The sequence below is a fragment of the Azospirillum sp. UENF 211521 genome (assembly GCF_058780535.1).
Genome location: NZ_JBSNCF010000002.1, coordinates 1160228 through 1185519 on the forward strand (window position 1 = coordinate 1160228; position 25292 = coordinate 1185519).

Sequence of the window (25292 nt, forward strand, 5' to 3'; positions counted from 1 at the left end):
CTGATCCAGTGCCGGCGCCCCTGTTCGCGGACACGCACGCCCCATGCCCGACAGCCTCGACTTCGACCGGAACGAGCTTGCCCCCCTCCGACTGGGCTCCAGTGATTTGCCGCAAGGCGATCGGGCTCAGGGCGATCGGACCCAGGGCGATTCGCCCGCCGGCGACCCGCCTCCGGGCGATCGTCACCGGCCCGCCCCCGCCGCGACGGTTCCGCAGACCGCCCTGATCCGGCGGTTGCGCCGTGCGGCCTCGGGCAACGTCCCGGCGCCGGAAGGCGTGACGCTTCGCCAGGCACAGCAGCGCGAGGTGATGGTCGGCGCCCATCTGACCCTGAGCATCGACTGGGCGACGGAGGTGGAGGTCCGGCTGGGCGCGGAGATGGTGCGATTCGCCATCTATTGCCGCAACGCCGCCGAGTTGAACGCGACGCTGGCCCGCGATCTCGACGCCGAGGCCGCCTCGCTGGAGACGGCCCACCGCTTCGCCACGCTGCTCGGCCCACTGGACGAGCGGGTCGAGGCGATGGCCGCGGCTGAGGAGCCGCTGCCGCCCCTGCCCTCGCTGCGTGGCCCCTACTACCTGCACGAGGTCTGCACCGGCTGCAACGGCGGCGGGGTGCGCGCCTGCGGCGGCGACGGCTGCCGCGGCGGCAAGATCCGCTGCACCCACAGCGCGACGGCCGAAGCGCCGGACTGCCCGGAGTGCGGCGGACGCGGCCAGCACCGCTGCCCGGTCTGCGCGGGAGACGGCGTGGTCGCCTGCGAGTCCTGTGGCGGGGTCGGGCAGTTCACCCACATCCACCACCCTCGCCTGACCGCCCACCCCTCCTACAGCCTGACCGCCCCGCCGGACGCCCCGGCGGCCGTGCGGATGGCGCTGGAGGAGGCCGGCTTCGCCGGTTTCGCGGCGCTCGCCAACCCCGCCCCCGCCACGGTGCGCCATTCCGGCACGCAGCTCCTCTACCAGCGCAGCGGCACGCTGACGGTGGTGGCGCTGTCCTGGGAGTGCGACGGCGTGCCGTTCGAGGTGGAAACCGTCGGGCCGGACGGCGACTCCGCCCCCCTCCCCCTTCCTCGACACCGTTCTGGCCCCGGTTCTGGAGCGCATCGCGGCGCTGCCACCCGCCGACGCCTTCGCCCTGGCCGGCGCCTACCGGCTGACCCGCTCGGTCGCCGAGGCGGTGCTCGACGGCCGCGAGCCGGACGCCGCGGCGATCGTCGCCGACCATGAGGGCTGCATCAGCCCCGCCTTCGTGATGGAGTGCGCCGCCGTCCTGGCGGAGCGCTTCGCCGAGACCAGCCGCACCGCCGTGGCGCGGAGCTGGATCGCCGCGGCGGGGCTGCTCGCCCTGGTCCTGCTGCTGGTGGCGGGGGTGGACGGGCCGGCCCTGCTGACCGGCGCGACGCCCGAGCAGCCCGCCCCGGCGGCGCTGCGGCTCGGCTGGGACATCGGGCTTCCCATCATTGCCGGGCTGGGCCTGTGGACGCTGGTGCGCGGGGTGGTGCGCGGCGCGCTGGGCGCGGTCTTCGGCGGACCGGTCCGCGCGCCGGACCAGGGCTCCTGGCCGCTCGTCCTGCTGTCCGCCGCGGCGGTGCTGCATCTCGGCCTGCTGACCTGGTGGAACGGCGGGCCGGGCTTCAGCCGCCTCAACCACCGGCTGGACGTGGAGGCGATCACCGAGGGCCGCGCGCCGATGCCCGCCCCACGCGTCCTGACGCCGGAGGAGCGAATCATGGCGGCGCAGCGGGCGCTGGCCCGGCTGGGGCGCTACGACGGGGCCATTGATGGCAAGATGGGCGAAGGCACGCGGACCGGGCTGGCCAGCCTGACCGGGCTGATCGACACGCCGCCCGGCGTGGCGCCCGAGGACCCGCTGGATCTGGCGGTGGCCATCGCCGCCGATCGGGTGCCCGTCAATGTCCGGACGCCGGAGCTGCTGGTCGGGCCGGGCTGGAGCAACGCCACCCGCCTGCGGATGAGCCAGGATGACCAGGCGCAGGTCGCCGGGGCCTTTCTTGGCGCGCTCGCCGCGTCGGGCACGGAGCGGGCGTCCATGGGCCAGGAGTGGATGTCGGGCGACCGCTTGCGCTCCGGCGTGGTCACCGTGACGGGCCGCATCGCCGACCCGAAGGACCGCGGGCGCCTGTGCTTCGGACTGACCCACGTCGTGACCACCCCCGCCGGCCGGGACCCCGGGGCGCCGCTGCGCACCTGCCGGACCGCCGGAAACTGGACCCTGGAGGAATGACGGGGGATGAGGGGGAACGAGGCCCGCGTCTTGCGGGCATGAAAAAGGGGCCTGAGAAGGCCCCGATTTTCATTGTCGTCCGGCGATGCGCCGACGATAGGGATGGTGCGGTCGAGAAGACTCGAACTTCCACAGCATTTCTGCCACAGCGACCTCAACGCTGCGCGTCTACCAATTCCGCCACGACCGCAACTTCATCGTTTCAACGGAGCGGGCACAAACACCCAACCCATTGAATTAGCTTGCTTTCCTAAGCGGGACGTTACGCGGCGCCGCGTCGGATTGCAACAACTTTCTCAGGGTGCGGCCAAGCCGCCAACCGGCCGTTTCCGGCCCGCCCGCGCACCCATCGTGCGCGCCGCGCCCTGTTATCGCATTCCCGGGGGATAAGCAAGCGGGATGCACCAGCCGGACACACTCGCCGGTCGAGCGAGCGCGTCGCCACACCCTTTAGTTTTGCCACAGCAACAAGATGCCGACATTCGGGGGAAAACCCGAAAGTGAGGCCCCGCACCACACGATGATGCGGCGCAAAAATTTGGCTTCATGCGTTAACAGCGCTGTTTTCGACATTTTGTGACTCCTTTTGGCGTTTTCCGCCCGAAGCCGCGGTGCTATCGTTCGCCATCAGTTGTCCAATTGTTGGACCAAACTTCGGCGGCGCGATCATGAACGGCGTCTCAACCGTCAAGGCCATCTTCGAAGAGCTTCGCAAGGAGATCCCCGAGCGCTACCAGCCCGGCGATCTGCTTCCGAACGAACGCCTGCTGGCCGAGCGGTTCGGCGTCAGCCGCAACACGATCCGCGAAGTCATCATTTTCCTCGAAGCCTATGGCTTGGTGGAGAAGACGCAGCGCGGCCCGCGCGCCAGCAAGCCGGACATCGAAGCGATGTTCCGCATTCTCGATCAATGCTTCGACCGCAGCGTCAAGACCTGTCGGGAAGTCTTGCAGTTCCGCCGGATCATCGAGATCGGCGTGCTGCCCGAAGTGGTCCGGCACATCACCGATGCGGAGATCGACGGGCTCAACCGTCTGGCGGAAGACATGGAGCACCAGTTGACGGTGCGCGAGGCGGCGGAGGTGGACTTCCGCTTCCACGCCGCCATCGTCGCCGCATCGCGCAACTCCATGTTGCAGAAGATGTATCAGGCGATGTCTCAGCCGATGATCTATTACATGGAGATCGGCAAGAGCAACGCGGTGATCGGGCCGACCACGGTCGATTATCATCGCCAGATCATCGCAGCGCTGCGTGAGCGCTCCGTCGAGAAGGCCGTCGAGGCCAGCAACGCCCATTTCCATTTCAGCGAGAGCGTGTTCAACCAGGAAGCGCAGCCGAAGGCCGCGCCCACGCCCTGAACACGTCCGCTTCCTAAAAAAGGACATCACCTGTGAAAGCACTGATGATCGAAGGCGTGGACGTCTGCGCGATCCACGAGGTGGCCGAGCCGACCCCCGGCCCCGGCGAGGTGCTGCTGGCCATCCGCCACGTCGCCCTGTGCGGCAGCGACCTCAGCACCTTCAAGGGGCTGAACCCGCTGGTTTCCCTGCCGCGCATTCCCGGCCACGAGATCGGCGGCGAGATCGCCGCGGTCGGCGAGGGCGTTCCGGCCGAGTACACCGTGGGCCGGCGCGCCATCGTCATTCCCTACACCGCCTGCGGCACCTGCCCGTCCTGCCGCAAGGGCCGGGTCAACGCCTGCCGCAGCAACCGCACGCTCGGCGTGCAGCAGAACGGCGGTCTGGCCGAGCGCATCGTCCTGCCCTACGGCAAGCTGATCCTGAACGACACGCTGGCGCCGCGCCATCTGGCGCTGGTCGAGCCGCTGTCGGTCGGCTTCCACGCCGCGGCGCGCGGCCGCGTCGAGGCGGCCGACACCGTTCTGGTGCTGGGCTGCGGCATGATCGGCATGGGCGCCATCGCCGGCTCCGTCCATCGCGGCGCCACGGTGATCGCCGTGGACATCGGTGAGGCGAAGACCGGTCTGGCCCGCCGCTACGGCGCCGCCCACACCATCGACGCCGCCAAGGAGGACGTGTCCGCCCGCGTCCTGGAACTGACCAACGGCGACGGCGCCGACGTGGTGATCGAGGCGGTCGGTGTGCCCGCCACCTTCACCCAGGCCATCGACCTCGTGTCCTTCGCCGGCCGCGTCGTCTACATCGGCTACGCCAAGGAGCCGGTGTCCTACAAGACGCAGTTCTTCAACCTGAAGGAGCTGGACATCATGGGGTCGCGCAACGCGACCTCCGAGGATTTCCAGGCCGTCATCCGCTACCTCGAAACGCTCGACCACGCCCCCGACGACCTGATCTCCAAGGTCTTCCCCTTCGAGGAGGCCGACAAGGCCCTGCCCTATTGGGCCAAGGAGCGCGACACCACGGTCAAGGTGATGATCGAGCGCTGACCCTTCCGGCGGCGCCCGCCGGGCGCCGTCACCACCAGAACTGCTGCGGCGGGGCGTGCCGGTCCCGCCGCCGGGTCCGGCCATGTTCGGCGGGACCCGTCACTGGGCCACGTCCGCAGACGGGCTCCCCGGCATCCACTATGGAGGAAATAACAATGAAGCGCTTTTTGGCGTCTGCCCTTGCCGCGTGCGTGCTGTCGATCGGTGCCGCGTCCGGCGCCATGGCCAAGACCGAGATCATGGTCGCCTACGAGAACAACCCGGGCGAGCCGCTCGACCGGGTGATGCATCACTGGGCCGACCTCCTGAAGGAGAAGAGCAAGGGCGAGATCACCCTGAAGCTGTTCCCCAGCTCCCAGCTGGGCGCCAAGAAGGACGTCATGGAACAGGCGATGATGGGGATGAACGTCATCACCCTGACCGACGTCGGCTTCCTGCAGGATTACGACGCCGACCTCGGCGTTCTCTTCGGTCCGTACCTGACCGACGACCCCCAGAAGCTCTTCAAGATCTACGAGAGCGACTGGTTCAAGAAGAAGGACGAGGGGCTGCGCAAGAAGGGCGTGCACATCGTCATGTCCAACTACCTGTACGGCGTGCGCCACATCCTCGCCAAGAAGCCGATCAACACGCCCGAGGACCTCAAGGGCATGAAGATTCGCGTCCCGAACAACGTGATGCAGATCAAGACGATCGAGGCGATGGGCGCGACCGCGACGCCGATGCCGCTGGGCGAGGTCTATCCGGCCCTGACCACCGGCCTGATCGACGGCGTGGAGAACCCGATCTCCGTGCTGTACGGCGCCAAGCTGCATGAGCAGGCCAAGTATCTGAGCCTCGTCGGCTATCTGACCAACACCTCGGTGTGGGTCGGCGGTGAGGCCTTCTTCAGCAAGCTGCCGGCGGACGTCGTGAAGATGGTCCACGAGACCGGCTACGAGGCCGGCCTCTACAGCCAGAAGCTGGCCGCCGAGCAGGACGCCGAGTTCATCGAGAAGATGAAGGCGTCCGGCGTCACCGTGATCCAGCCGGACCCGGCGCCGTTCCGCGAGGCCACCAAGGTCGTCTACACCCAGTTCCCCAAGTGGTCGGCCGGCCTGTACGAACAGATCCAGAAGGATCTGAAGTAAGAAATAAGTAAATCCGGGCGGGGCTGCCGTCCCGCCCGGATCGTTTGGAGGATTGTGCCATGGAGTTGATCCGGCGTTTGCCATCGGTCATCGCGGGAACCGCGCTGGCCGGTCTGGTGGTGATGACCATCGTGGCGGTGTTCGCGCGCTATCTCTTCGACGCTCCGCTGCATTGGGGCGAGGAGATGTCTGGGCTTCTGATGATCTGGATCATCATGATCGGCGCCATCGTCGCCGAGCGTGACGGCCAGCATCTGGAAATCCCGCTGTTCGTGGACCTGCTGCCCACCCGCATCCGGGCGGCCGTCGATCTGGCCATTTCGGCCCTGTCGATCCTGGTTCTCGGCTATGCCGGCTGGCTCGGTTACCTGCTGGCCCAGAGCGCCCAATACAAGCTGACGGAAATTCTTCAGATCTCCTGGTTCTGGATCGACATTGCCGTTCCGGTCGGTGCGATTGGCCTCGTCGCCTATCTTCTGCATCGCTGCTTTATTGACATCATGGTGATCGTGAAGGGGGAAGCGCCATGAGCTGGCCCGTCATCATTCTTATTATGCTTTGTCTTTTCGCTTTGAATATGCGAATTTACATTGCAATTTTCGCATCGGTTCTTGTCTATTTCGTGTTCTTCAGCCCGGTTCCGGACCAGATCGCGGTGCAGCGGCTGATCGGCGCCTCGCAGAACCTGTCCCTCCTGGCGATCCCCTTCTTCATCCTGCTCGGCACGCTGATGGACCACACCGGCGTGGCGAAGCGCCTGCTGCGCGTGGCCGACCTGATGGTGGGCAAGCTCACCGGCGGCATGGCGCTGACCAACATCATGCTCAGCACGCTGCTGGGCGGCGTCAGCGCCTCCAACCTCGCCGACAGCGCCATGCTCACCCGCATGCTGGTGCCTGAGATGGAGCGCAAGGGCTACAACCGCGCCTTTGCCGCCGCCGTCACGGCGTCGGGCGCGCTGGTGACGCCGATCATCCCGCCGGGCATCGCGCTGATCATCTACGGCCTCGTCGCCGACGTCTCCATCGGCGCCATGTTCATGGCCGGCATCCTGCCCGGCATCGTCATGGCCATCATGCTGATGGGCGCCGCCTACATCGTGTCCAAGCGCAACGGCTACCCGCCGTCCCGCGACAGCTGGCCCACCGCCTCGGAGACCACCAGCGCGCTGGTCGGCGCTTGGCCGGTGCTGGTCCTGCTGGTCGCCATCATCGGCGGCATCCGCGCCAACATCTTCACCCCGACCGAAGCCGGCGCGGTGGCGGTGCTGATCGTCCTGGTGATCGGTTTCGTGATCTACCGCGAGATGCGCGTCGCCCATGTGCTGGACGCCCTGGTCGGTACCTTCAAGGCGACCTCCTCGGTCATGCTGGTCATCATGGCCTGCTCGGCCCTGGCCTGGGTGCTGTCGCTGGAGCAGGCGGCGCAGCAGCTGGCCACCTTCATCACGGCCCTGACCGACAACAAGTACGTCTTCCTGATCATCCTCAATCTGCTGCTGCTGTTCCTGGGCATGCTGATCGAGGGCAACGCGATCCTCATCGTCATGGTCCCGCTGCTGATGCCGACGGTGCACCAGCTCGGCATCGACCCGATCCATTTCGGCATCGTGGTGATCGTGAACCTCGCGGTCGGCTGTCTGACGCCGCCGGTGGGCACGGTGATGCTGCTGGTCTGCAACCTCGCCAAGGTGAAGATCTCGGACTTCATGAAGCAGTCCACCCTGCTCTTCGTGGCGCTGTTCGTGGCTCTGATGATCGTCACCTTCGTGCCGGAACTCTCGCTGGTCCTGGCCCGCTAACCACTCCCGCTTCCCACGCTTCTCCCCCAAGGGGCCTGACATGCCGAAGTACCTGAAGATCCATTCCAGCGACACCGTCGCCGTCGCCCTGGAGCCGCTGGCCCAGGGCACCGCGATCGACGGTCTGGGCGTCGTCCTGCTCGACGAGGTGCCGCAGGGCCACAAGTTCGCCGTGACCGCGCACCAGCCGGGCGACCGGGTCATCAAGTACGGCAGCGTGATCGGCCTCGCCAAGGAGGCGATCCCGGTGGGGCGGCACATCCACACCCACAACATCGGGACGGCGCTGGGCGGCGTTCAGGACTACGCCTACGCCGGCCCGGCGGCCAACGCCGACGCCGACGCGGCGCCGGCCAGGCGGGAGGCGCCGACCATCCAGGCCTTCGTCCGCGCCAACGGCGAGATCGGCGTGCGCAACGACCTGTGGATCATCCCGCTGGTCGGCTGCGTCAACGGCCTCGCCAAGAACGCGGCCAAGCGCTTCGAGAAGATGGGCCTGCTGCCCGAGGGCTCCCGCGTGATGGTGCTGGAGCATCCCTACGGCTGTTCGCAGCTCGGCGGCGACCTGGACAACACCCGCAACATCCTGCGCGACTTCGCCATCCACCCCAACGCCGGCGGCGTGCTGGTCATGGGGCTGGGCTGCGAGAACAACACCCGCGCCCTGTTCACCCAGGGCTTCGAGCATCCCGACCCGCGCCGCCTGCGCTATCTGACCACCCAGGAGGTGTCGGACGAGCTTGAGGCGTCGCTGGAGGCGATGACCGAGCTGGCCGCGGTGATGCGCGAGGACAAGCGCGAGCCGGTCGGCGCCGACCGCCTGCGCATCGGGTTGAAGTGCGGCGGCTCGGACGGCTTCTCCGGCATCACGGCGAACCCGCTGCTGGGCGCCCTGTCCGACTGGCTGTGCGGGATCGGCGGCGCCACCGTGCTGACCGAGGTGCCGGAGATGTTCGGCGCCGAGCATCTGCTGATGGAGCGCGCCGAGAGCCGCGAGGTGTTCGAGGGGGTCGTCACCCTGATCAACGACTTCAAGCAGTACTTCATCGACCACAACCAGCCGATCTACGAGAACCCGTCGCCCGGCAACAAGGCCGGCGGCATCAGCACGCTGGAGGAGAAGTCGCTGGGCTGCACCCAGAAGGCCGGCCTCTCCCCGGTGCGCGACGTCATCCGCTACGCCGAGCGCATCCGCAAGCCGGGCCTGACCCTGCTGGAGGCGCCGGGCAACGACGGCGTGGCGGTCACCGCCCTGGCCGCCGCCGGCTGCCACATCGTTCTGTTCACCACCGGCCGCGGCACGCCGCTGGGCGGCGTGGTGCCGACCATGAAGATCGCCACCAACACCGCCATGGCCGAGAAGAAGCGGCACTGGATCGACTTCAACGCCGGCCCCATCGCCGAGGCCACCGCCACGGTGGACAGCCTGCTGCCGTCCTTCATCGACAGCATCCTCGCCGTCGCCAACGGCAAAGAGGCGCGCAACGAGGAGAACGACGTCCACGACCTCGTGATCTTCAAGTCCGGCGTCACGCTCTGAACCCCGCCACCCCACTCAGACAAGGACGCCGACCATGCAGCGCCTGAACGCATCCTTTCTCAACGGCCGGCCGCGCCCGACGACGACGCGGATCGTGCAATTCGGCGAAGGCAATTTCCTGCGCGCCTTCTTCGACTGGAAGGTCGACCGCCTGAACGAGGCCACCGGGGGCGACTGGGGCGTGACCGTCGTCCGCCCCATCCCCGGCGGCTTCCCGCAGACGCTGAACGAGCAGGAGGGCGTCTACACCGTCCTGTCGCGCGGCGTCGACGAGGCCGGCGCGAAGGTTTCGCAAGCCCGGCTGATCGGCTGCGTGCGCAACGAGATCGCCGCGCACGGCGAGTGGGCGTCGGTGCTGGAGCTGGCGCGCGACCCGAACGTCACGGTGGTCGTCTCCAACACCACCGACGCCGGCATCGCCTATGTCCCGTCGGTGGCCTACGCCGACGAGCCGCCGGTCTCCTTCCCCGGCAAGATAACCCGCTTCCTGCACGAGCGCTGGAAGGCCTTCGACGGCGCGCCCGAGGCCGGCCTGCAGATGCTCGCCTGCGAGCTGATCGACCACAACGGCGAGGAGCTGAAGCGCATCGTCCTGCTGCACGCCCGCGACTGGGCGCTGGAACCGGCCTTCATCGCGTGGGTCGAGACGGCGAACGCCTTCTACAACACGCTGGTCGACCGCATCGTCCCCGGCTTCCCGCGCGCCGAGGCCGACGAGCTGCGCCGCGAGCTGGGCTACGAAGACAGCTTCATGGCGGCGGCGGAGCTGTTCCACCTCTTCGTGATCGAGCGCAAGGAGGGGATGCCGGCGCTGCGCCTGCCGCTGGGCGAGCATGACGAGGGCACCGTCGTCACCGCCGACGTCACCCCCTACAAGGCGCGCAAGGTCGCCATCCTCAACGGCGCCCACACCGGGCTGTGCGCCCTGGCCCTGCTGGCGGGCGTCGAGACGGTGGGCGAGGCGGTGAGCGATCCCGCCGGGGCGCGCTTCCTCGACCGGCTGCTCAACGAGGAGGTTATCCCCTTCCTCACCCTGCCGAAGCCGGAACTGGAGGACTTCGCGGCGGCCGTGCTGCGCCGCTTCCGCAATCCCTACATCCGGCACCTGTGGCATGACATCAGCCTGAACGGCCTCGTCAAGTACCAGACCCGCAACCTGGACCGGCTGCTCGCCTACCGGGAGCGGTTCGGCCGGCCGGCGCCGCTGATGAGCCTGTCGCTGGCCGCTTGGCTGGCCTTCTACCTCGGCCGCTTCCCCGGCGCCGCCACGCTGCCGCCGCGCGACTCCGCCGAAATCGTCGAGCGCGTCCGCGCCATCGGCGCCCTGGACGACGGCACCCCGGCGGGGCTGGAGGCGATGGTCGCCGCCTATCTGGGCGAGACCGCCTTCTGGGGCCGCAGCATCGACGACCGCTCGCTGCGCGCCCAGGTGATCGAGGACATCCGCTTCCTGACGGACGAGCCCTTCACCTTCGCCCGCCTCGCCGCGAGGCTGGAGCGCTGACACTGAAATGGCCCCTTCCGCCGGTGTGGAAGGGGCCTTTTTCTTTGAGAGCCGCGTTGTTCTGCGCCGGTCCGGCTCAGTCCGGCGGGATGCCCAGCCGCAGCAGCATCTCCACGAGGCCGCTTTCCCCGACGGCCAGGGCGGCCTGCGACGGGGTCAGCCAGCGGCGCTCGCGCTGGCCCTTCTCGGGCCATTCGTCCAAAACCTCGTCGACTTCCAGCAGGAAGACGGTCACCGCGCACAGGACCGACTTGTTGACGCTCAGCCGCTTCATGTAGCGGAAATTGCCGAAGGGCCGGTGATCGACGGTGCCCCGCACGCCGGCTTCCTCGTAGGCCTCCCGCGCCGCCATGGCGCAAGGTTTCACGCCCTCCTCCGCCCACCCCTTGGGAATGATCCACCGCTTGGTTTCCCGCGAGGTGACCAGAAGGATTTCCGGCCGGCCGTTGCGAAGGCGGAAAGGAAGGGCGGCGTATTGGGTGGCGGGAGTGCGGTTGCTCATCATGTCCAAGTGGGGAGGCCGGACCCGCGATCCAATTCGGCTGAACGGGATGGCGGGCGATCATTCTTATGACGATGGGCGGCTGTGCTTCGTGCCGCCCATCGGCATCATGATCATCCCCTATTAACGTTACTCAGTGGCAAATTCTTCCGTCAGACGGTCAATAATTTCGCCTACGCCAAACCGGATAGGGTCACTGGCCGGAAGGTCATGGGCCTTGGCCGCCGCCTCCAGGCAGGCGCGCGCCTCGTCCTCGCCGTAAGCCTTGGTGTTGATGGCGATCCCGACCGGACGGATTCCAGGGTTGGTCAATTGCCCGCAGCGGATGGTCAGGTCGATGACCTCCTGGATCGACGGCAGCGGGTGCTGCACGCCGCGCATGGTGCTGCGGGTCGGCTCGTGGCAGACGACGAAGGCGTCGGGCTGGGCGCCGTGCAGCAGCCCCAGCGACACGCCCGCGAAGGACGGGTGATAGAGCGAGCCCTGCCCCTCGATCAGGTCCCAGTGGGCCGGATCGGCCGCCGGGGCGATCCACTCCACCGCGCCGGAGATGAAATCCGCCACCACCGCGTCGATGGCGACCCCGCGGCCGGAGATGAACACGCCGGTCTGGCCGGTGGCGCGGAAATCCGCGTCCATGCCGCGGGCGCGCATTTCCTTCTCCAGGGCCAGCGCCGTGTACTTCTTGCCCACGGAGCAGTCGGTGCCGACCGTCAGCAGCCGCCGGCCCGGACGCTTGGTCCCCTTGCCGGTGGCGAAGCTCTGGTCGGAATGGCGGACGTTGAAGAGCTGGCGGCCGTGGCGCGCCGCCGCCTCGGCAATCGCCGGGATGCTTTCCAGCCGGGTGTGCAGGCCGCTCGCCACGTCCATGCCGGACTCGATGGCCTGGACGATGACGCTCGTCCAATGCTCCGGCAGGACGCCGCCGGCGTTGACCACGCCGACCACCAGCGTGCGGGCGCCCTGCCCCGCCGCCTCCGCGATCGTCATGTCGGGGATGCCGAGGTCGGCCTTGCAGCCCTCCAGCCGGATCTGGCCGAGGCACCAGTCGGGCCGCCAGTCCACGATGCCCTGCGCAGTCTTGGCGCCGAGCTGGTCCTGAACGTCGCCGAGGAACATCAGGTAGGGATGGGGAATGTTCATTTGTCGGGTCCTCTCGAAGAGACCGGTTGTTCTTCAGGCGGGCTCGGGCGTCAGGCGGCGGGCCGACTTCTGACGGAGCAGGACGGGCACGATCAGCGCCAGCCCCAGCAGCGACGAATACAGCTCCGGCGCGACCAGCAGGATGGCGGCCAGCCCCAGCAGCACCCGTTCCCAGGTCTTCATGGTGGTCAGCAGCCAGCCGGTCAGGGTGGCGCCCAGACAGACGATGCCGACGATGCAGCCGAAGAAGGCGATGAGGAAATCCGGCCAGGTGAAGCCGGGCGCCACCAGCAGCAGCGACGGCGAGAAGACGAAGACGAAGGGCACCAGCGCCTTCGCCAGACCCAGCCGGAAGGCCGTGTTGCCGGTCTTGAAGGGGTCCGCCCCCGCCATGCCCGCCGCCGCGTAGGCGGCCAGCGCCACCGGCGGCGTGATGTCGGCCAGCACGCCGTAATAGAAGACGAAGAAATGCGCGACGATCGGCGCCACGCCGAGAAGACCCAGCGCCGGGGCGGCGATGGTTGCCATGATGATGTAGTTGGCCGTCGTCGGGATGCCGCAGCCCATCAGGATGCAGACGATGCCGGTCATGACGAGCGTGAACAGCAGCGTCAGCCCCTTCACATCGGCCAGCCAGCCGGGCAGGAAGGCGCCGAGCACCCCGGCCATTTCACCCGCGGTGGAGGTGACGATGTAGGAGATCTTGAAGCCGACGCCGGTCAGCGTGACCACGCCGACGATGATGCCCACGGACGCGGCGGCGGCGCCGACCGCCAGCGCGTATTTGGCGCCGTCGCGCAGCCCGTCCAGAACCTCCCGGATGGTCATGCGTTTGCGCGGGTTCAGCAGGCCGACCGCGATGCACAGGGTGATGCCCCAGAAGGCCGCCAGATAGGGGGTGTAGCCGGCGATCAGGATGCCGATCAGCACCACCAGCGGGATGACCGTCGGCCAGTCGCGGCGGAAGGCCTCCTTCAGGTCCGGCATCTCGTCGGGGCGCAGGCCGCGCAGGCCGTTGCGCTTGGCCTCCAGATGCACCTGCACCAGCACGCCGAAGAAATGCATGAAGGCCGGGACGATGGCCGCCAGGATGATGGTCGTGTAGGGCAGCCCCAGGAACTCGATCATCAGGAAGGCGGCGGCGCCCATGATCGGCGGGGTGATCTGCCCGCCGGTCGAAGCCGTCGATTCCACGGCGGCGGCGAAATGCGGCTTGTAGCCCAGCCGCTTCATCGCCGGGATGGTCAGCGAGCCCACCGTCACCGTGTTGGCGACCGAGGAGCCGGAGATCATGCCGAACAGCGCCGACCCGAAGATGGCGACCTTGGCGGGACCGCCCGCGTAGCGCCCGGCCACCCAGGCCGCGCAATCAAGGAAGAGCTGACCCAAGCCGATGCGCGTGGCGAAGACGCCGAACAGCACGAAATGGAAGACGTAGGTCGCCACCACGCCGAGCGCGATGCCGTAAATGCCCTGCGTCGTCAGGTACAGATGGTCGACGAGCTGCGACACCGTGGCGCCGGGATGCTTCAGCAGCCCCGGCATCTGCGGTCCCCAGATCGCGTAGAGCATGAAGACCGACGCGATGATCGGCAGCGGCCAGCCGACCGACCGGCGGGTCGCCTCCAGCAGCACGATGATCAGGACGGAGCCGAGGATCACGTCGGTGGTGGTTGGGTTGCCGACGCGGAAGGCCAGATCGTCGAGCGGAATCAGCGGGACGTGCATCACCGCGACCACCGCGCCGATGGCCAGCGCCCAGTCCTGCAGGCCGATGCCCAGCGGACGCAGCAGCGTGCCCATCACCGGCTCGCCGTAGCCGCGCTTGGTGAAGGGGAAGACCAGGAAGACGAGGCCCAGCACGAAGGACAGATGGATGCCGCGGTGCTCCATCTCCCCCAGCAGACCGAACCCCGCGGTGTAGTAGTGGAACAGCGACAGAATGATCAGCAGGCCGCCGACCAGATGTCCGGCCAGCGGCGACAGCGGCCGGAAGCGGATTTCGGAGTCGAACTTCTCCTCCAGCTCCCGCGCCTTGGCCTCGTCGAGTTCCATGGACGCGGACTCCAGCCGGATGTCGGGCGGCGGGTCGCGATGGGTATCGGTCATGGATGCTCCATTCCCCTCTCCCCTCCGGGGAGAGGGTCAGGGTGAGGGGGTTGCGCGTGTCGGAAAGTTCGGCAAAAGCGCATCCCCCTCACCGGCCCTTCGGGCCACCCTCTCCCCAGAGGGGAGAGGGTTTTACTGGTCGGATGCGGCATGAGAAAAAGCAAGGAAGGTGCGCCTTACTTCAGGACGCCCTGTTCCTTGTAGAACTTCTCCGCGCCCGGATGCAGCGGGATGCCGAGGCCCGAGGTGGCGTTCTTCAACGTGACGAGCTTGCCCTTGGCGTGGCCGGCGTCGAGCGCGGCGCGGCTCTTCTCGTTGTAGAGCGTCTTGACGATGTTGTAGACGAGATCGTCCGGCTGCTTGGCGCTGGTCAGCCACTGGGCGTTGACCGAGATGGTCGCCGTCTCCGGAACGTCCTTGTAGGTGCTGGCCGGAACGGTGTCCTTGGCGAAGAACTGGTACTGGCCCAGCATCTTGTCGACTTCCGGACCGGTGATCGGCACCAGCGAGATGCCCGACGAGGTCGCCAGTTCGGAGATGGCGCCGGTCGGGTAGCCGCCGACGAAGAAATACGCGTCCAGCGCGCCGTCGCGCAGGCGGTCACCCGCCGGACCCGGCTTCAGATACTCCGCCTTCACGTCCTTCTCGGTCAGGCCGAAGGCGCCGAGCACGATGCGCGCGTCGACCAGCGTGCCCGAGCCCGGCTCGTCCAGCGACACCCGCTTGCCCTTCAGGTCGGCGACCGACTTGATGTTGGCGTCCTTGCGGGCGACCAGATGGATGGTTTCCGGGTAGAGCGTGGCGATGACGCGCAGGTCCTCCACCTTGCCCTTGCCCTCGAACAGGCCGGTGCCGGTGTGGGCCCAATAGGCGACGTCCGACTGCGAGAAGCCCGACTCGGACGAGCCGCCGTTGATCGCGTTGATGTTGGCGACGGAGCCGTTGGAGGCCACGGCGGTGGCCACCAGACCGGGCACGCCGCCGTTGGTGCCGGAGATGACGTTGGCGATCAGACCGCCCACCGGATAGTAGGTGCCGGCGGTGCCGCCCGTGCCGATGCGGAAGAAAGCCGGGGTCTGCGCCACGGCGACGGTGGCGCCGATGGCGACCGCGCCCGCCACGGCGGCGAACGCCAGACGGCGGGTCTTGGACATGAACTTCACGACAACCTCCCAATTATTTCGCGTCGTAACGAAATCATGCCTTTGGGTAGGAGGCTTGTCGACACGAATGGGTGTCCCGTCCGCACATACGGCCCATTCCGGACCGCATGTGCGGACGAAACGCGTCAGTCCGCCAGCAGCGCCGCCGCGTGGTGGCGCAGGTGGTCGTCGATGAAGCTGGCGATGAAGAAGTAGCTGTGGTCGTAGCCCGGCTGCATCCGCAGGGTCAGCGGGTGGCCCGCCGCCTCCGCCGCCCGCTGCAGGTTTTCCGGCTTCAGCTGCTTCTCCAGGAAGCTGTCGGCGTCGCCCTGGTCCACCAGGATCGGCAGCCTCTCGGTGGCGCGGCCCAGCAGGGCGCAGCTGTCCCACTCCAGCCACGCCGCGTAGTCGGTGCCGAAGAAGCGCTCGAACGCCTTCTCGCCCCAAGGCACGCTGGCCGGATTGCCGATCGGCGCGAAGGCCGACACGGCGCGGTAACGGCCTGGGTTGCGCAGTGCACAGACCAGCGCGCCGTGCCCGCCCATGGAATGGCCGGAGATGGAGCGCCGGTCGGTCACCGGCAGTTCCGCCTCGACCAGCGCCGGCAGTTCCCGCACCACATAGTCGTGCATGCGGTAATGCTTCGCCCACGGCTCCCGCGTCGCGTTGACGTAGAAGCCGGCGCCCAGCCCGAAGTCCCAGGCGCCGTCCGGGTCGCCCGGCACATCGGGGCCGCGCGGGCTGGTGTCCGGCGCGACGATGGCGATGCCGAGGTCCGCCGCCATCCGCATGGCGCCGGCCTTCTGCATGAAGTTCTCATCCGTGCAGGTCAGGCCGGACAGCCAGTAGAACACCGGCACCTTTCCCGATTTGGCGCCCGATTCGGCCTGCGGCGGCAGATAGACGGCGAACACCATGTCGCAGTCCAGCACCGCGGAGCGGTGCCGGAAGCGCTTGTGCCAGCCGCCGAAGCAGCGGTTCGCCGCGATCTGGCTCAGTTGCGACTCCATCCGGTCCTCACGGGTTGTAGAGGATGACGGAACGGATGCTCTTGCCCTCATGCATCAGGTCAAAGGCCTTGTTGATGTCCTCCAGCCCCATGGTGTGGGTGATGAAGGTGTCCAGCTCGAACTCGCCCTTCAGGTAGCGCTCCACGTAATCCGGCAGCTCCGAGCGGCCGCGCACGCCGCCGAAGGCGGAGCCGCGCCAGACGCGCCCGGTGACCAGCTGGAACGGGCGGGTGCTGATTTCCTCCCCGGCCCCGGCGACGCCGATGATCACCGACTCGCCCCAGCCCTTGTGGCAGCATTCCAGCGCCGCGCGCATCACCTTGACGTTGCCGATGCACTCGAAGCTGTAATCGACGCCGCCGTCGGTCATCTCGACCAGAACCTCCTGGATCGGGCGGTCGTAGTCCTTCGGGTTCACCACGTCGGTGGCGCCGAGCTGCTTGGCGATCTCGAACTTGTCGGGGTTGATGTCGATGCCGATGATGCGCGACGCCTTCGCCATGACGGCGCCGATGATCGCCGACAAGCCGATGCCGCCCAGGCCGAAAATGGCGACCGTCGAGCCCGGCTCGACCTTCGCCGTGTTGCGCACGGCACCCATGCCGGTGGTCACGCCGCAGCCGAGCAGGCAGACCTTCTCCAGCGGGGCCGCCTTGTTGATCTTGGCGACCGCGATCTCCGGCAGCACCGTGTATTCGGAGAAGGTGGAGGTGCCCATGTAGTGGAACACCGGCTGGCCCTTCGCCGTGAAGCGGCTGGTGCCGTCCGGCATCAGACCCTTGCCCTGGGTGGCGCGGATCGCCTGGCAGAGGTTGGTCTTGCCGGACAGGCAGAATTTGCACTTGCCGCATTCCGGCGTGTAGAGCGGGATCACATGGTCGCCGACCTGGACGGAGGTGACGCCCGGCCCGACCTCCTCGACGATGCCGGCGCCCTCATGGCCCAGGATCGCCGGGAACACGCCTTCCGAATCCATGCCGGACAGGGTGTAGGCGTCGGTGTGGCAGACGCCGGTGGCGACGATGCGCACCAGAACCTCGCCCTGCCTGGGCGCCGCGACCTCGACCTCTTCGATCTCCAGGGGGCGCTTCGCCTCCCAGGCCACCGCCGCGCGTGACTTCACCATCCCACCGTCTCCATGCGTTCGCGTTTCTTTGATGATCGACGTTAGCATTCCGCGCGCGTTGACAACGCTGCAATGTTGGAGAGGATTGTTGCCGTATGGGGATAATCGGCGCGGAATCGGGGGTTTGACGGGTGAGCCGCTGGGATGGCATCGACGAGTTCGTGGCGGTCGCCGAGTGCGGCGGCTTCTCCCGCGCGGCGGAACGGCTGCGCATCTCCTCCTCGCAGGTCAGCCGGCAGGTGGCGCGGCTGGAGGACCGGCTGCAGGCCCGCCTGTTCTACCGCACCACCCGCAGCGTGACTCTGACCGAGGCCGGCCGCTCCCTGCTCGCTCACTGCCGCCGCCTGATCGAGGAGCGGGACGAGGCGCTGCTCGCCGTCAGCGACCTTCAGGCGGAGCCCAAGGGCCTGCTGCGGCTGACCTGCGCGGTGGCCTACGGCGAGCGGTTCGTCGTCCCGCTGGTCAACGATTTCCTGGAGCTCCACCCCCAGCTCCGCGTCGAGATCGAGCTGACCAACCGCCGGCTGGATCTGGTGCATGAGGGGGTGGATTTGGCGGTGCGGCTGGGCCGGCTGATGGATTCCAGCCTCGTCGCCACGCGGATCGCGCCGCGGGTCATGCATCTGTGCGCCGCCCCCTCCTATCTGGAGCGGCGCGGGACGCCGCGCCGGCTGGCCGACCTCGCCGAGCACGACTGCCTGACCGGCACCGCGGATGGCTGGACCTTCGACGCGGGATCGCTGGAGGATGGCGGCCTGGAAGGAAACGGCCCGGAATGGCTGTTCCGACCGCAGGGGCGCTGGCGCTGCAACAGCGGCACGGCGGTGCTGGACGCGGCGCTGCGCGGCTTCGGGCTGTGCCAGTTGCCCGACTACTATGTGGTCGAGCATCTGACGGCGGGCCGGCTGGTCGCCCTTCTGGAGGCCCATCGCCCGCCCAACACCGCCGTCTGGGCGGTCTACCCGCCGCAGCGCCACCTGTCGCCCAAGGTGCGGCTTCTGATTCAGCATTTGAAGGAAGGGCTGGCCCGGCGGCCGGAGTACCGTTGATCACCGAGGAGCTCGGTCGTCGATCTCTTTGGAAAGTCATTTCCAAAAAAACACTTTATGCGACAAAATATCCCACAAGAAACCCTCAATAGGAGTGACGACCGTCACATCAGTCACCCCTGTCCGATCTCTATTTTCAAGTTGCCTTACGGCTGGTTGCAAAAACAAGATCGATCAGGAGATGACGATGCCGGTGATTGTCGGGACCCCGGATGCGGATGAATTGCGGGGCACACGGAACGACGACGACCTTTCTGGCTTGGAAGGGAACGACACGCTGATCGGTGGGAAAGGGGCGGACACCCTGCGTGGTGGCGATGGAGACGACCGCCTGTACATCGATGCGGATGATCTGCTCATCAGTGGGGGGGCCGGCATCGACACCGTCGTTGTGCAAGGAGCGGTCGGCATCACACTGGATCTCGCCGCCACGGAAATCGAGCGCGCCTACGGCAGCGCGGGCGACGATGTGCTGACCGCCATCGGCGCGACCGAAGGCGTCCTTATTGATGGGCGCGGCGGGAACGACACCATCACCGGCGGTGATTTCAATGACACGTTGCGTGGAGGAGACGGCGACGATCTGCTTCAGGGGGGCGCCGGTGACGACACGCTCGTCGGAGGCCCGGGCTTCGACACACTGTTGGGAGGCGATGGGAACGACCGCCTGTACATCGACGGTTACAGTGATTGGGGCGATGGTGGCGATGGATACGACACCCTTGTCGTGCAAGGAAGCAATCCCGTCTACATCGACCTGGATGTTTGGAACGTCGAACGGGTCTACGGTGGTGACGGAGACGATTATTTCTACGGTGATTACCGTACGGTCTCCGTCGAGATCAATGCAGAGGCCGGAAACGATTGGCTGGTCGGAGGCAGCGCCAATGATACTCTGCGCGGCGGAGCAGGAAATGATTCCTTCGAAGGAGGCGTCGGGGCCGATCTGATCGTCGGCGGAGACGGGATCGATATGGCCTATTTCAGCCGCTCCGGAGCGGCCGTCACCGTGAATCTGACCACCGGGATCGGAAGCGGAGGCGCTGCCGAAGGCGACCGAATTCAGCGGCATCGAGAATGTTCAGGGTTCCTACAGCGGCGACACCCTGATCGGCAACACTGCGGCCAACCGGCTGGACGGATGGGAAGGCAACGACACGCTTTCCGGGGGGAAGGGCGACGATACCCTCATTGGAGGGAACGGCAACGACCTTTTGATCGGTGGCGCCGGCGCGGATGCCTTCCAATTCCTTCGGTATGACAAGGGGAGTGACACCATCCAGGATTTCGAGAGCGGAGTGGATCGCATCGAAATCTACGGCTGGTCGTACGGCAATCTTCCTGATGGGACGCTGAATGCCGATCTGTTTGCGCTGGATGCCCCGGTCGACGCCAACGACCGATTCATCTTCAACACCACGACCGGCGTTCTGTCCTTTGACGCCGATGGTACCGGTTCCGGTGCGGCAATCGCGATCGCGACGCTGAACGTCAGGACGCTGTCGGCGTCGGACATCGTGTCGATTCCGTACGGCTCATAACGTCGTCCCGATCGGCATGCGGCGAACCGGAGTGCCCACCGGTTCGCCGCCTTGACACGTCACGGGCGCCCTTGATGTCGTTCAGCAGGCGGTCGGACGCGGCGTGCGCTCGACCTCCAGGCCGAAGAACGGGCGCAGGGCGGTGCCCAGATAATTCCCGGCCAGCGCCGCCACGATCCACACCCAGCCGTGCAGGCTGCCCGACGCGATCCCGCTGAAATAGGCGCCGATGTTGCAGCCATAGGCGAGGCGCGAGCCGTAGCCGAGCAGCAGCCCGCCGACCACCGCCGCCACCAGCGACCGCAGCGGCAGCTTCCACACCGGGGCGAACTTGCCGGCCAGACCGGCGGCGAGCAGCGCGCCCAGGATGATGCCGAAATCCATCACCGAGGTGACGTCGGCCAGCACGCTGTCCTGCAACGCCCTGGCTTGGGCCGGCGCCTGCCAGAAGGGCCAGGAAGCGACGTCCACGCCCAGCGCGGCCAGCCCCTTGCTGCCCCACAGGGCGAAGGCCGAGGTGATGCCCCACGGGCGCCCAGCCAGCGCCAGCGTCGCGAAGTTCAGCACGGCCAGGGCAACCGCGCCCCAGACCAGCGGCCATGGACCGCGCAGGAAGCGCCGCAGCCCTTCGGTCCTGGCCGGAGCGCCTTCGATCAAGCGGCCGTGGCGCCGCTTCTCCAGCGCGAGGGTGCCGACGTAGACCGCGGCGAAGATGGCGAGGTTGACCGCCAGCGCCACCGGCCAGCCCCAGGCGGCGACGACCGACACCGGGGCGGCGGTCCATTGCGCCTGCCACCAGGGCAGGTGATAGGCCCCCAGCACCGAGCCGACGATGAAGAAGGCCAGCGTCACGACCATCCGCGTGCTGCCGCCGCCCACCGTGAACAGCGTGCCCGAGGCGCAGCCGCCGCCGAGCTGCATGCCGATGCCGAACAGGAAGGCGCCGGCCACCACCGACAGGCCGACCGGCGACACCAGCCCCTTCACCGGCGTGCCGAACAGCGTCCCCGCCGCCAGCACCGGGAAGAACAGCGCGCAGGCCACGGCCAGCATGACCATCTGCGCCCGCAGCCCCGCCCCGCGCCGGTCCGCGATAAAGACGCGGAAGGCGGAGGTGAAGCCGAACAGCGCGTGGTAGAGCACGAGGCCCATGGCGCCGCCCACCAGATAGAGCGCCGCCTGCCGCCCCGACACGGCGTCGCCGATCCACAGGCCGCCGCCCACCAGGGCGAGCAGCGCCACGGCGACCACCCGCCAGTCGATGCCCGGCAGAAGCGTGGCCGAACCCGCCGCCCGGCCCAGAGTCGTGTCCGTCATCCCGACACTCCAAAACAACAAAAATGATGCGTTGATAAAGGCGATTGCCTGATTGATTTCAGTAGATAATAGGATGCTTTCCACAGGAAAGGCCGTTCTGCGCATCCCTGTCCTGCGCGGGATGGCCCGTCAGCCCTCGGGGAACAGGCGACGGGCCAGCCGGCCGAGCGTCAGGCTCTGCACGATGATGGTGAAGGCGACGACGGCGTAGCAGGCGACCAGCAGCAGGTCGCGGTGCGGGTTGTCGGGCAGCGACAGCACCAGCGCCACGGCGATGCCGCCGCGCACCCCGCCCCAGGTCAGGACCGCGGTGACCGCCGCCTTGCGCTCACTGCGCAGATGGACGGCGACCACGGGCAGAACGCTCGCCAGCCGGGCCACCAGCGCCAGCAGCGGCGCCACGAACGCCGCGGCCATCACCGGCGCCTGCCAGGACAGCACCACGGCAGCCTCCAACCCGACCAGCATGAACAGGATGGCGTTCAGGATGGCGTCCACCATCGACCAGAAGGCCTTCATGATGAAGCCGGTCCGCTCCGACGAGACGTGGTGCTTGGCGGTGTTGCCGATCAGCAGCCCCGCCACCACGACCGCGATCGGGCCGGACAGGCCGAGCCGCTGGGCGAGGCTGTAGGTCGCCGCCGCCAGGGCGAGCGAGATCGACAGTTCCACCGCCGGATCATCCGCCCGGCTCTTCGCCCAGAAGGCGATCGAGCCGGTCGCCAGCCCGAGCAGGACGCCGCCGCCTGCCTCCTTCACGATGTCCCAGGCGACACCCAGCACCGTCACATCGGTGTCGGTCCCGGTGGCCAGCCCGAGCAGCAGGGCGAACAGCACCACCCCCATGCCGTCGTTGAACAGGCTCTCCCCCGCGATGGCGGTGCGCAGCCCTTCCGGCAGCGGCGCCTTGCGCAGCACCGCCAGCACCGCCACCGGGTCGGTCGGCGCCAGCGCCGCCCCCAGCACCAGACACCAGATCAGCGGCACCGGCTGGTCCATGGCGTCGAAGACCAGCCACATCCCGGTGCCCATGACGGCGGTCGAGATCACGACACCCAGCGTCGCCAGCAGCGCCACCGCCCAGCGCCGCCGCCACAGCGTGCCGCTGTCCTGCTCCACCGCCCCGGCGAACAGCAGGAAGGCCAGCACCCCTTCCAGCAGCGCTTCGGGCAGGTGGGCGCTGGTCACCAGACGCTCCTCCCAGACGCGGATGTCGATGGCCGGCACCAGCGTCCCGACCACCGCCGTCGCGAAGGCAAAGCCGAAGGCCAGCAGGAACACCCCCGCCGTCGCCGGCAGGCCGAGCAAGCCGCGGCTGGCGAAGCTGAACAGCGCCGCCAGGGTCAGGAGGATGGACAGCAACTCGAACGTGCCCATGGACATCCGTCGGCAAAGGGACAAGCCATGCCAACAGGATGTCCGCGGCGATCCTCTCGCGCGTCAGCCCTCCGGACCGTCCAGCCCCTCCAGAGTGGCCGGGGCGAAGGCGGCCCGCCAGCCCTCCCGGTGCCGGATGTCGCCGAAGGCGGGCAGCACCCGCTCCGCCCCCGTGGCGGCCACAAGCGCCGTCAGCTGGCGCAGCGTCGGGTGGACGTTCCAGCGCCGGTAGCGGGCACGGCCCGCGTCGACCAGGGTCCGCGACGGGGTGCCCTCGGCAAGGTAGCCGGTGAAGACGATGTCCGGTGCTTCCAACCCGGCCCAGCGCTCCACCAACTCGGCGGCGGTGCCGCTGGTGGCGTTGGGGCCGGCGGCGAAGGTCACGTCGCGCGGGTCGCCCGGTTCCTTGGCGCGGTCGAGCAGCCGGCGCAGACGTTCCTCCGCGCCGGGCCGCAGGGCGGTGTCGGCCTCCGCCAGAAGATGGGCGATGGCGGCACGGTGGGCGTCGTCGATGGCCGGGACGACGCCATGCTCCAGCGCCCACAGGGCCATCTCCGGCCCGCGCCCGTCCGCCGCCACCGGGAACAGCGCGCCGCCCGCGTGAAGGAAGGGCTCCAGCGCGGCCAGCCGCTCCGCCTGCGGGGTGTCGTCCAGCCCGTAGGAGGCGTCGAGGATCACCCGTCGCGCCGGCGGCGGCGGGTCGAAGGGGAACAAGGCCGACTCGTCGGAATGGTCGCCCATGTAGAGAATCCCGCCGTCCTCCGTGCCCAGGTGAATCCACACCCCGCCCGGCGCGTGGCCGGACCGCCCGGTGGTCACCGGCACGCCCTGAATCTCCACCGTTCCGCGCACCGGCAGCGGCAGGGCCGCGACGGTCGGCGGCAGGAGGCGGGCGGCCAGCGGTGTGGCGTAGACCGGCGGGCTGCCGACCCGGTGGCGCAGGCCCAGCGCGCCGGCGTGGTCGCCGTGGGTGTGGGTGACCAGGATGGCGTCCACCCGCCCCGCTCCGCTCAGCGGCGGCAGGCGCCCGGCGTCCGGCCCCTCGCCGAGGTCGAGCAGCAGCCGCGCCCCGCCGATCATCGCCAGGAAGCAGGCCGGCCCCTTGTTCCCCAGGCCCGACAAGGCGCGCAGCCGGACCTTCTGTCCACGCCCCGTCATAGCAGCGTCACTTGACATCACGCCCCCGTTCCGCACTGTGCCTATCCCTCGCCGCCTTCCTGAATAGCGCGACTTCCGGTGCCATGACCACTCAGAACTCCCGCCCTGCTGATCGACGACGCTTCCCGCCACTATGCCGGGACACCCGCTCCCGCGGTGGACGGCGTGACCATCGACGTGGCGGCGGGGGAGTTCCTCGCCCTGCTCGGCCCGTCGGGCTGCGGGAAAAGCACGCTGCTGCGCATGGTCGCCGGGTTCGAGCGGCTGGACGGCGGGCGCATCACGGTCGGTGGCCGAACCCTGTCCGGCCCCGGCACCCACGTCCCGCCGGAGGAGCGGCGGATCGGCCTCGTCTTCCAGTCCTACGCGCTGTGGCCGCACATGACGGTGGCCGGCAACGTTGCCTACCCGCTGGAGACCGCCCGCGTTCCCCGCGCGGAGCGCGAGCAGCGGGTGCGCGCCGCGCTCGACACGGTGGGGCTGTCGGGCTTCGACGCCCGCCACCCCGCCGAGCTGTCGGGCGGCCAGCGGCAGCGCGTGGCGCTGGCCCGCTGCCTCGTGATGAGCCCGGAGCTGGTGCTGCTGGACGAACCGCTCGCCAACCTCGACGTGCATCTGCGCGCGGCGATGGAGGAGGAGTTCGCCGACTTCCACGCCAAGACCGGCGCCACCATGGTCTACGTCACCCACGATCAGGCGGAGGCGATGGCGCTGGCGACACGCATCGCGGTGCTCGACCGCGGGCGGCTGGCCCAGGTGGCGGCGCCCCGCACGCTCTACCGCGAACCGGCGACGCGTATGGTCGCCGGCTTCGTCGGCCAGGGCGCGGTGGTGGACGGCGTGGTGACGGGTCCGGTCGCCGACGGCCGCGCGCGGGTGCGCCTGATCGGGGCGGACGCGCTGGTCCGCTGCCGTGCCGGCCAACCGGAGGGGCCGGCGCTGGTCTGCCTGCGGCCCGAGGATCTGGAGCCGGCGGCGGACGGTCCCATCGCCGCGACCGTGGTGCGCGCCGCCTACAAGGGCGGCTTCGTGCTGGTGGAGGCCGAACCGCAGGCAGCACCGGGCGTGCGCCTGCTGCTGCGGGTGTCCGGCGACGCGCAGGTCGCGCCGGGCGAGGCGCTGCGCCTCGCGGTGCGCGACGGCTGGGTGGTGCCGGAGGGGCTGTGAGGTGAGGGTGGGGGCCC

At 68.5% G+C, this 25292-nt stretch carries 21 protein-coding genes, 1 tRNA gene and 1 pseudogene; 13 read left to right on the forward strand and 10 right to left on the reverse strand.

Annotated elements, in window-relative coordinates; translation table 11 throughout:
• Nucleotides 1-43 precede the first annotated feature (43 nt).
• Both ACWPN5_RS22055 and ACWPN5_RS22060 read left to right on the forward strand, forming a co-directional pair.
• Nucleotides 44-1231: a hypothetical protein gene (locus ACWPN5_RS22055; RefSeq protein ID WP_492297381.1), complete on the forward strand. Its 1188-nt coding sequence runs from the start codon at nt 44-46 to the stop codon at nt 1229-1231.
• The gene (locus ACWPN5_RS22060) at nt 1182-2249 is read left to right on the forward strand and encodes a peptidoglycan-binding domain-containing protein (protein ID WP_492297383.1); all 1068 of its coding nucleotides are present in this window, start codon (nt 1182-1184) and stop codon (nt 2247-2249) included. Before ACWPN5_RS22055 ends, ACWPN5_RS22060 begins: the two co-directional genes overlap by 50 nt.
• Before the next feature lie 103 nt (nt 2250-2352).
• Here the strand turns inward: ACWPN5_RS22060 and ACWPN5_RS22065 are convergent.
• A tRNA-Leu gene (locus ACWPN5_RS22065) sits at nt 2353-2439 on the reverse strand.
• Between the two features lie 421 nt (nt 2440-2860).
• Here ACWPN5_RS22065 and ACWPN5_RS22070 point away from each other — a divergent pair.
• From ACWPN5_RS22070 to ACWPN5_RS22100, 7 genes are all read left to right on the forward strand, one after another.
• Nucleotides 2861-3610: a FadR/GntR family transcriptional regulator gene (locus ACWPN5_RS22070; RefSeq protein ID WP_247888109.1), complete on the forward strand. Its 750-nt coding sequence runs from the start codon at nt 2861-2863 to the stop codon at nt 3608-3610.
• 32 nt (nt 3611-3642) lie between these two features.
• Nucleotides 3643-4659, forward strand: a complete 1017-nt coding sequence (locus ACWPN5_RS22075; RefSeq protein WP_492297385.1) for a zinc-binding alcohol dehydrogenase family protein — start codon at nt 3643-3645, stop codon at nt 4657-4659.
• Between the two features lie 155 nt (nt 4660-4814).
• Nucleotides 4815-5789: a C4-dicarboxylate TRAP transporter substrate-binding protein gene (locus ACWPN5_RS22080; RefSeq protein ID WP_200477625.1), complete on the forward strand. Its 975-nt coding sequence runs from the start codon at nt 4815-4817 to the stop codon at nt 5787-5789.
• A 59-nt stretch (nt 5790-5848) separates the two neighbouring features.
• A complete protein-coding gene (locus ACWPN5_RS22085) occupies nt 5849-6319 on the forward strand; it encodes a TRAP transporter small permease (RefSeq protein WP_145680989.1) in 471 nt (156 codons plus the stop codon).
• A gap of 23 nt (nt 6320-6342) precedes the next feature.
• Entirely contained in the window at nt 6343-7590 is a 1248-nt protein-coding gene (locus tag ACWPN5_RS22090) for a TRAP transporter large permease (protein WP_492298015.1), read from the forward strand.
• 40 nt (nt 7591-7630) lie between these two features.
• Nucleotides 7631-9130 carry a UxaA family hydrolase gene (locus ACWPN5_RS22095; RefSeq protein WP_492297388.1) on the forward strand — a complete coding sequence of 500 codons (1500 nt, stop codon included), beginning with the start codon at nt 7631-7633 and terminating at the stop codon, nt 9128-9130.
• Nucleotides 9131-9164: 34 nt separating this feature from the next.
• Complete coding sequence (locus ACWPN5_RS22100) at nt 9165-10634, forward strand: tagaturonate reductase (RefSeq protein WP_492297390.1); 1470 nt, start codon at nt 9165-9167, stop codon at nt 10632-10634.
• 76 nt (nt 10635-10710) lie between these two features.
• On the opposite strand, the gene ACWPN5_RS22105 is transcribed toward ACWPN5_RS22100, so the two are convergent.
• From ACWPN5_RS22105 to ACWPN5_RS22130, 6 genes are all read right to left on the reverse strand, one after another.
• Entirely contained in the window at nt 10711-11136 is a 426-nt protein-coding gene (locus tag ACWPN5_RS22105) for an NUDIX hydrolase (RefSeq protein WP_200477622.1), read from the reverse strand.
• Nucleotides 11137-11265: 129 nt separating this feature from the next.
• On the reverse strand, nt 11266-12279 hold the full coding sequence (gene dgcN / locus ACWPN5_RS22110) for an N-acetyltransferase DgcN (RefSeq protein ID WP_200477621.1): 1014 nt from the start codon (nt 12277-12279) through the stop codon (nt 11266-11268).
• Between the two features lie 33 nt (nt 12280-12312).
• Nucleotides 12313-14388 carry a TRAP transporter permease gene (locus ACWPN5_RS22115; RefSeq protein ID WP_200477620.1) on the reverse strand — a complete coding sequence of 692 codons (2076 nt, stop codon included), beginning with the start codon at nt 14386-14388 and terminating at the stop codon, nt 12313-12315.
• A gap of 176 nt (nt 14389-14564) precedes the next feature.
• A complete protein-coding gene (locus ACWPN5_RS22120; RefSeq protein WP_454017922.1) occupies nt 14565-15542 on the reverse strand; it encodes a TAXI family TRAP transporter solute-binding subunit in 978 nt (325 codons plus the stop codon).
• 134 nt (nt 15543-15676) lie between these two features.
• The gene (gene fghA, locus ACWPN5_RS22125) at nt 15677-16540 is read right to left on the reverse strand and encodes an S-formylglutathione hydrolase (RefSeq protein ID WP_492297392.1); all 864 of its coding nucleotides are present in this window, start codon (nt 16538-16540) and stop codon (nt 15677-15679) included.
• Nucleotides 16541-16547: 7 nt separating this feature from the next.
• Nucleotides 16548-17663, reverse strand: coding sequence for an S-(hydroxymethyl)glutathione dehydrogenase/class III alcohol dehydrogenase (locus tag ACWPN5_RS22130; protein WP_173400351.1), 1116 nt, complete (start codon nt 17661-17663; stop codon nt 16548-16550).
• A gap of 134 nt (nt 17664-17797) precedes the next feature.
• Here ACWPN5_RS22130 and ACWPN5_RS22135 point away from each other — a divergent pair, with 134 nt between their 5' ends.
• The 3 genes and pseudogenes from ACWPN5_RS22135 (at nt 17798) to ACWPN5_RS22145 (ending at nt 20256) form a co-directional block, all read left to right on the forward strand.
• The gene (locus ACWPN5_RS22135; protein WP_145680998.1) at nt 17798-18715 is read left to right on the forward strand and encodes a LysR substrate-binding domain-containing protein; all 918 of its coding nucleotides are present in this window, start codon (nt 17798-17800) and stop codon (nt 18713-18715) included.
• A gap of 187 nt (nt 18716-18902) precedes the next feature.
• Nucleotides 18903-19643 (forward strand): annotated as a pseudogene (locus ACWPN5_RS22140) (calcium-binding protein); the annotation flags it as partial.
• Between the two features lie 181 nt (nt 19644-19824).
• Nucleotides 19825-20256 carry a M10 family metallopeptidase C-terminal domain-containing protein gene (locus ACWPN5_RS22145; protein ID WP_492298018.1) on the forward strand — a complete coding sequence of 144 codons (432 nt, stop codon included), beginning with the start codon at nt 19825-19827 and terminating at the stop codon, nt 20254-20256.
• A gap of 81 nt (nt 20257-20337) precedes the next feature.
• On the opposite strand, the gene ACWPN5_RS22150 is transcribed toward ACWPN5_RS22145, so the two are convergent.
• The 3 genes from ACWPN5_RS22150 to ACWPN5_RS22160 form a co-directional block, all read right to left on the reverse strand.
• Nucleotides 20338-21573 carry a YeeE/YedE family protein gene (locus ACWPN5_RS22150; RefSeq protein WP_492297394.1) on the reverse strand — a complete coding sequence of 412 codons (1236 nt, stop codon included), beginning with the start codon at nt 21571-21573 and terminating at the stop codon, nt 20338-20340.
• A gap of 129 nt (nt 21574-21702) precedes the next feature.
• Nucleotides 21703-22950 carry a cation:proton antiporter gene (locus ACWPN5_RS22155; protein ID WP_145681001.1) on the reverse strand — a complete coding sequence of 416 codons (1248 nt, stop codon included), beginning with the start codon at nt 22948-22950 and terminating at the stop codon, nt 21703-21705.
• A gap of 63 nt (nt 22951-23013) precedes the next feature.
• Nucleotides 23014-24108: an MBL fold metallo-hydrolase gene (locus ACWPN5_RS22160; RefSeq protein ID WP_492297396.1), complete on the reverse strand. Its 1095-nt coding sequence runs from the start codon at nt 24106-24108 to the stop codon at nt 23014-23016.
• A 165-nt stretch (nt 24109-24273) separates the two neighbouring features.
• On the opposite strand from ACWPN5_RS22160, the gene ACWPN5_RS22165 reads away from it, so the two are divergent.
• Nucleotides 24274-25275, forward strand: coding sequence for an ABC transporter ATP-binding protein (locus ACWPN5_RS22165; protein WP_492297398.1), 1002 nt, complete (start codon nt 24274-24276; stop codon nt 25273-25275).
• The last annotated feature ends 17 nt before the right edge of the window (nt 25276-25292 follow it).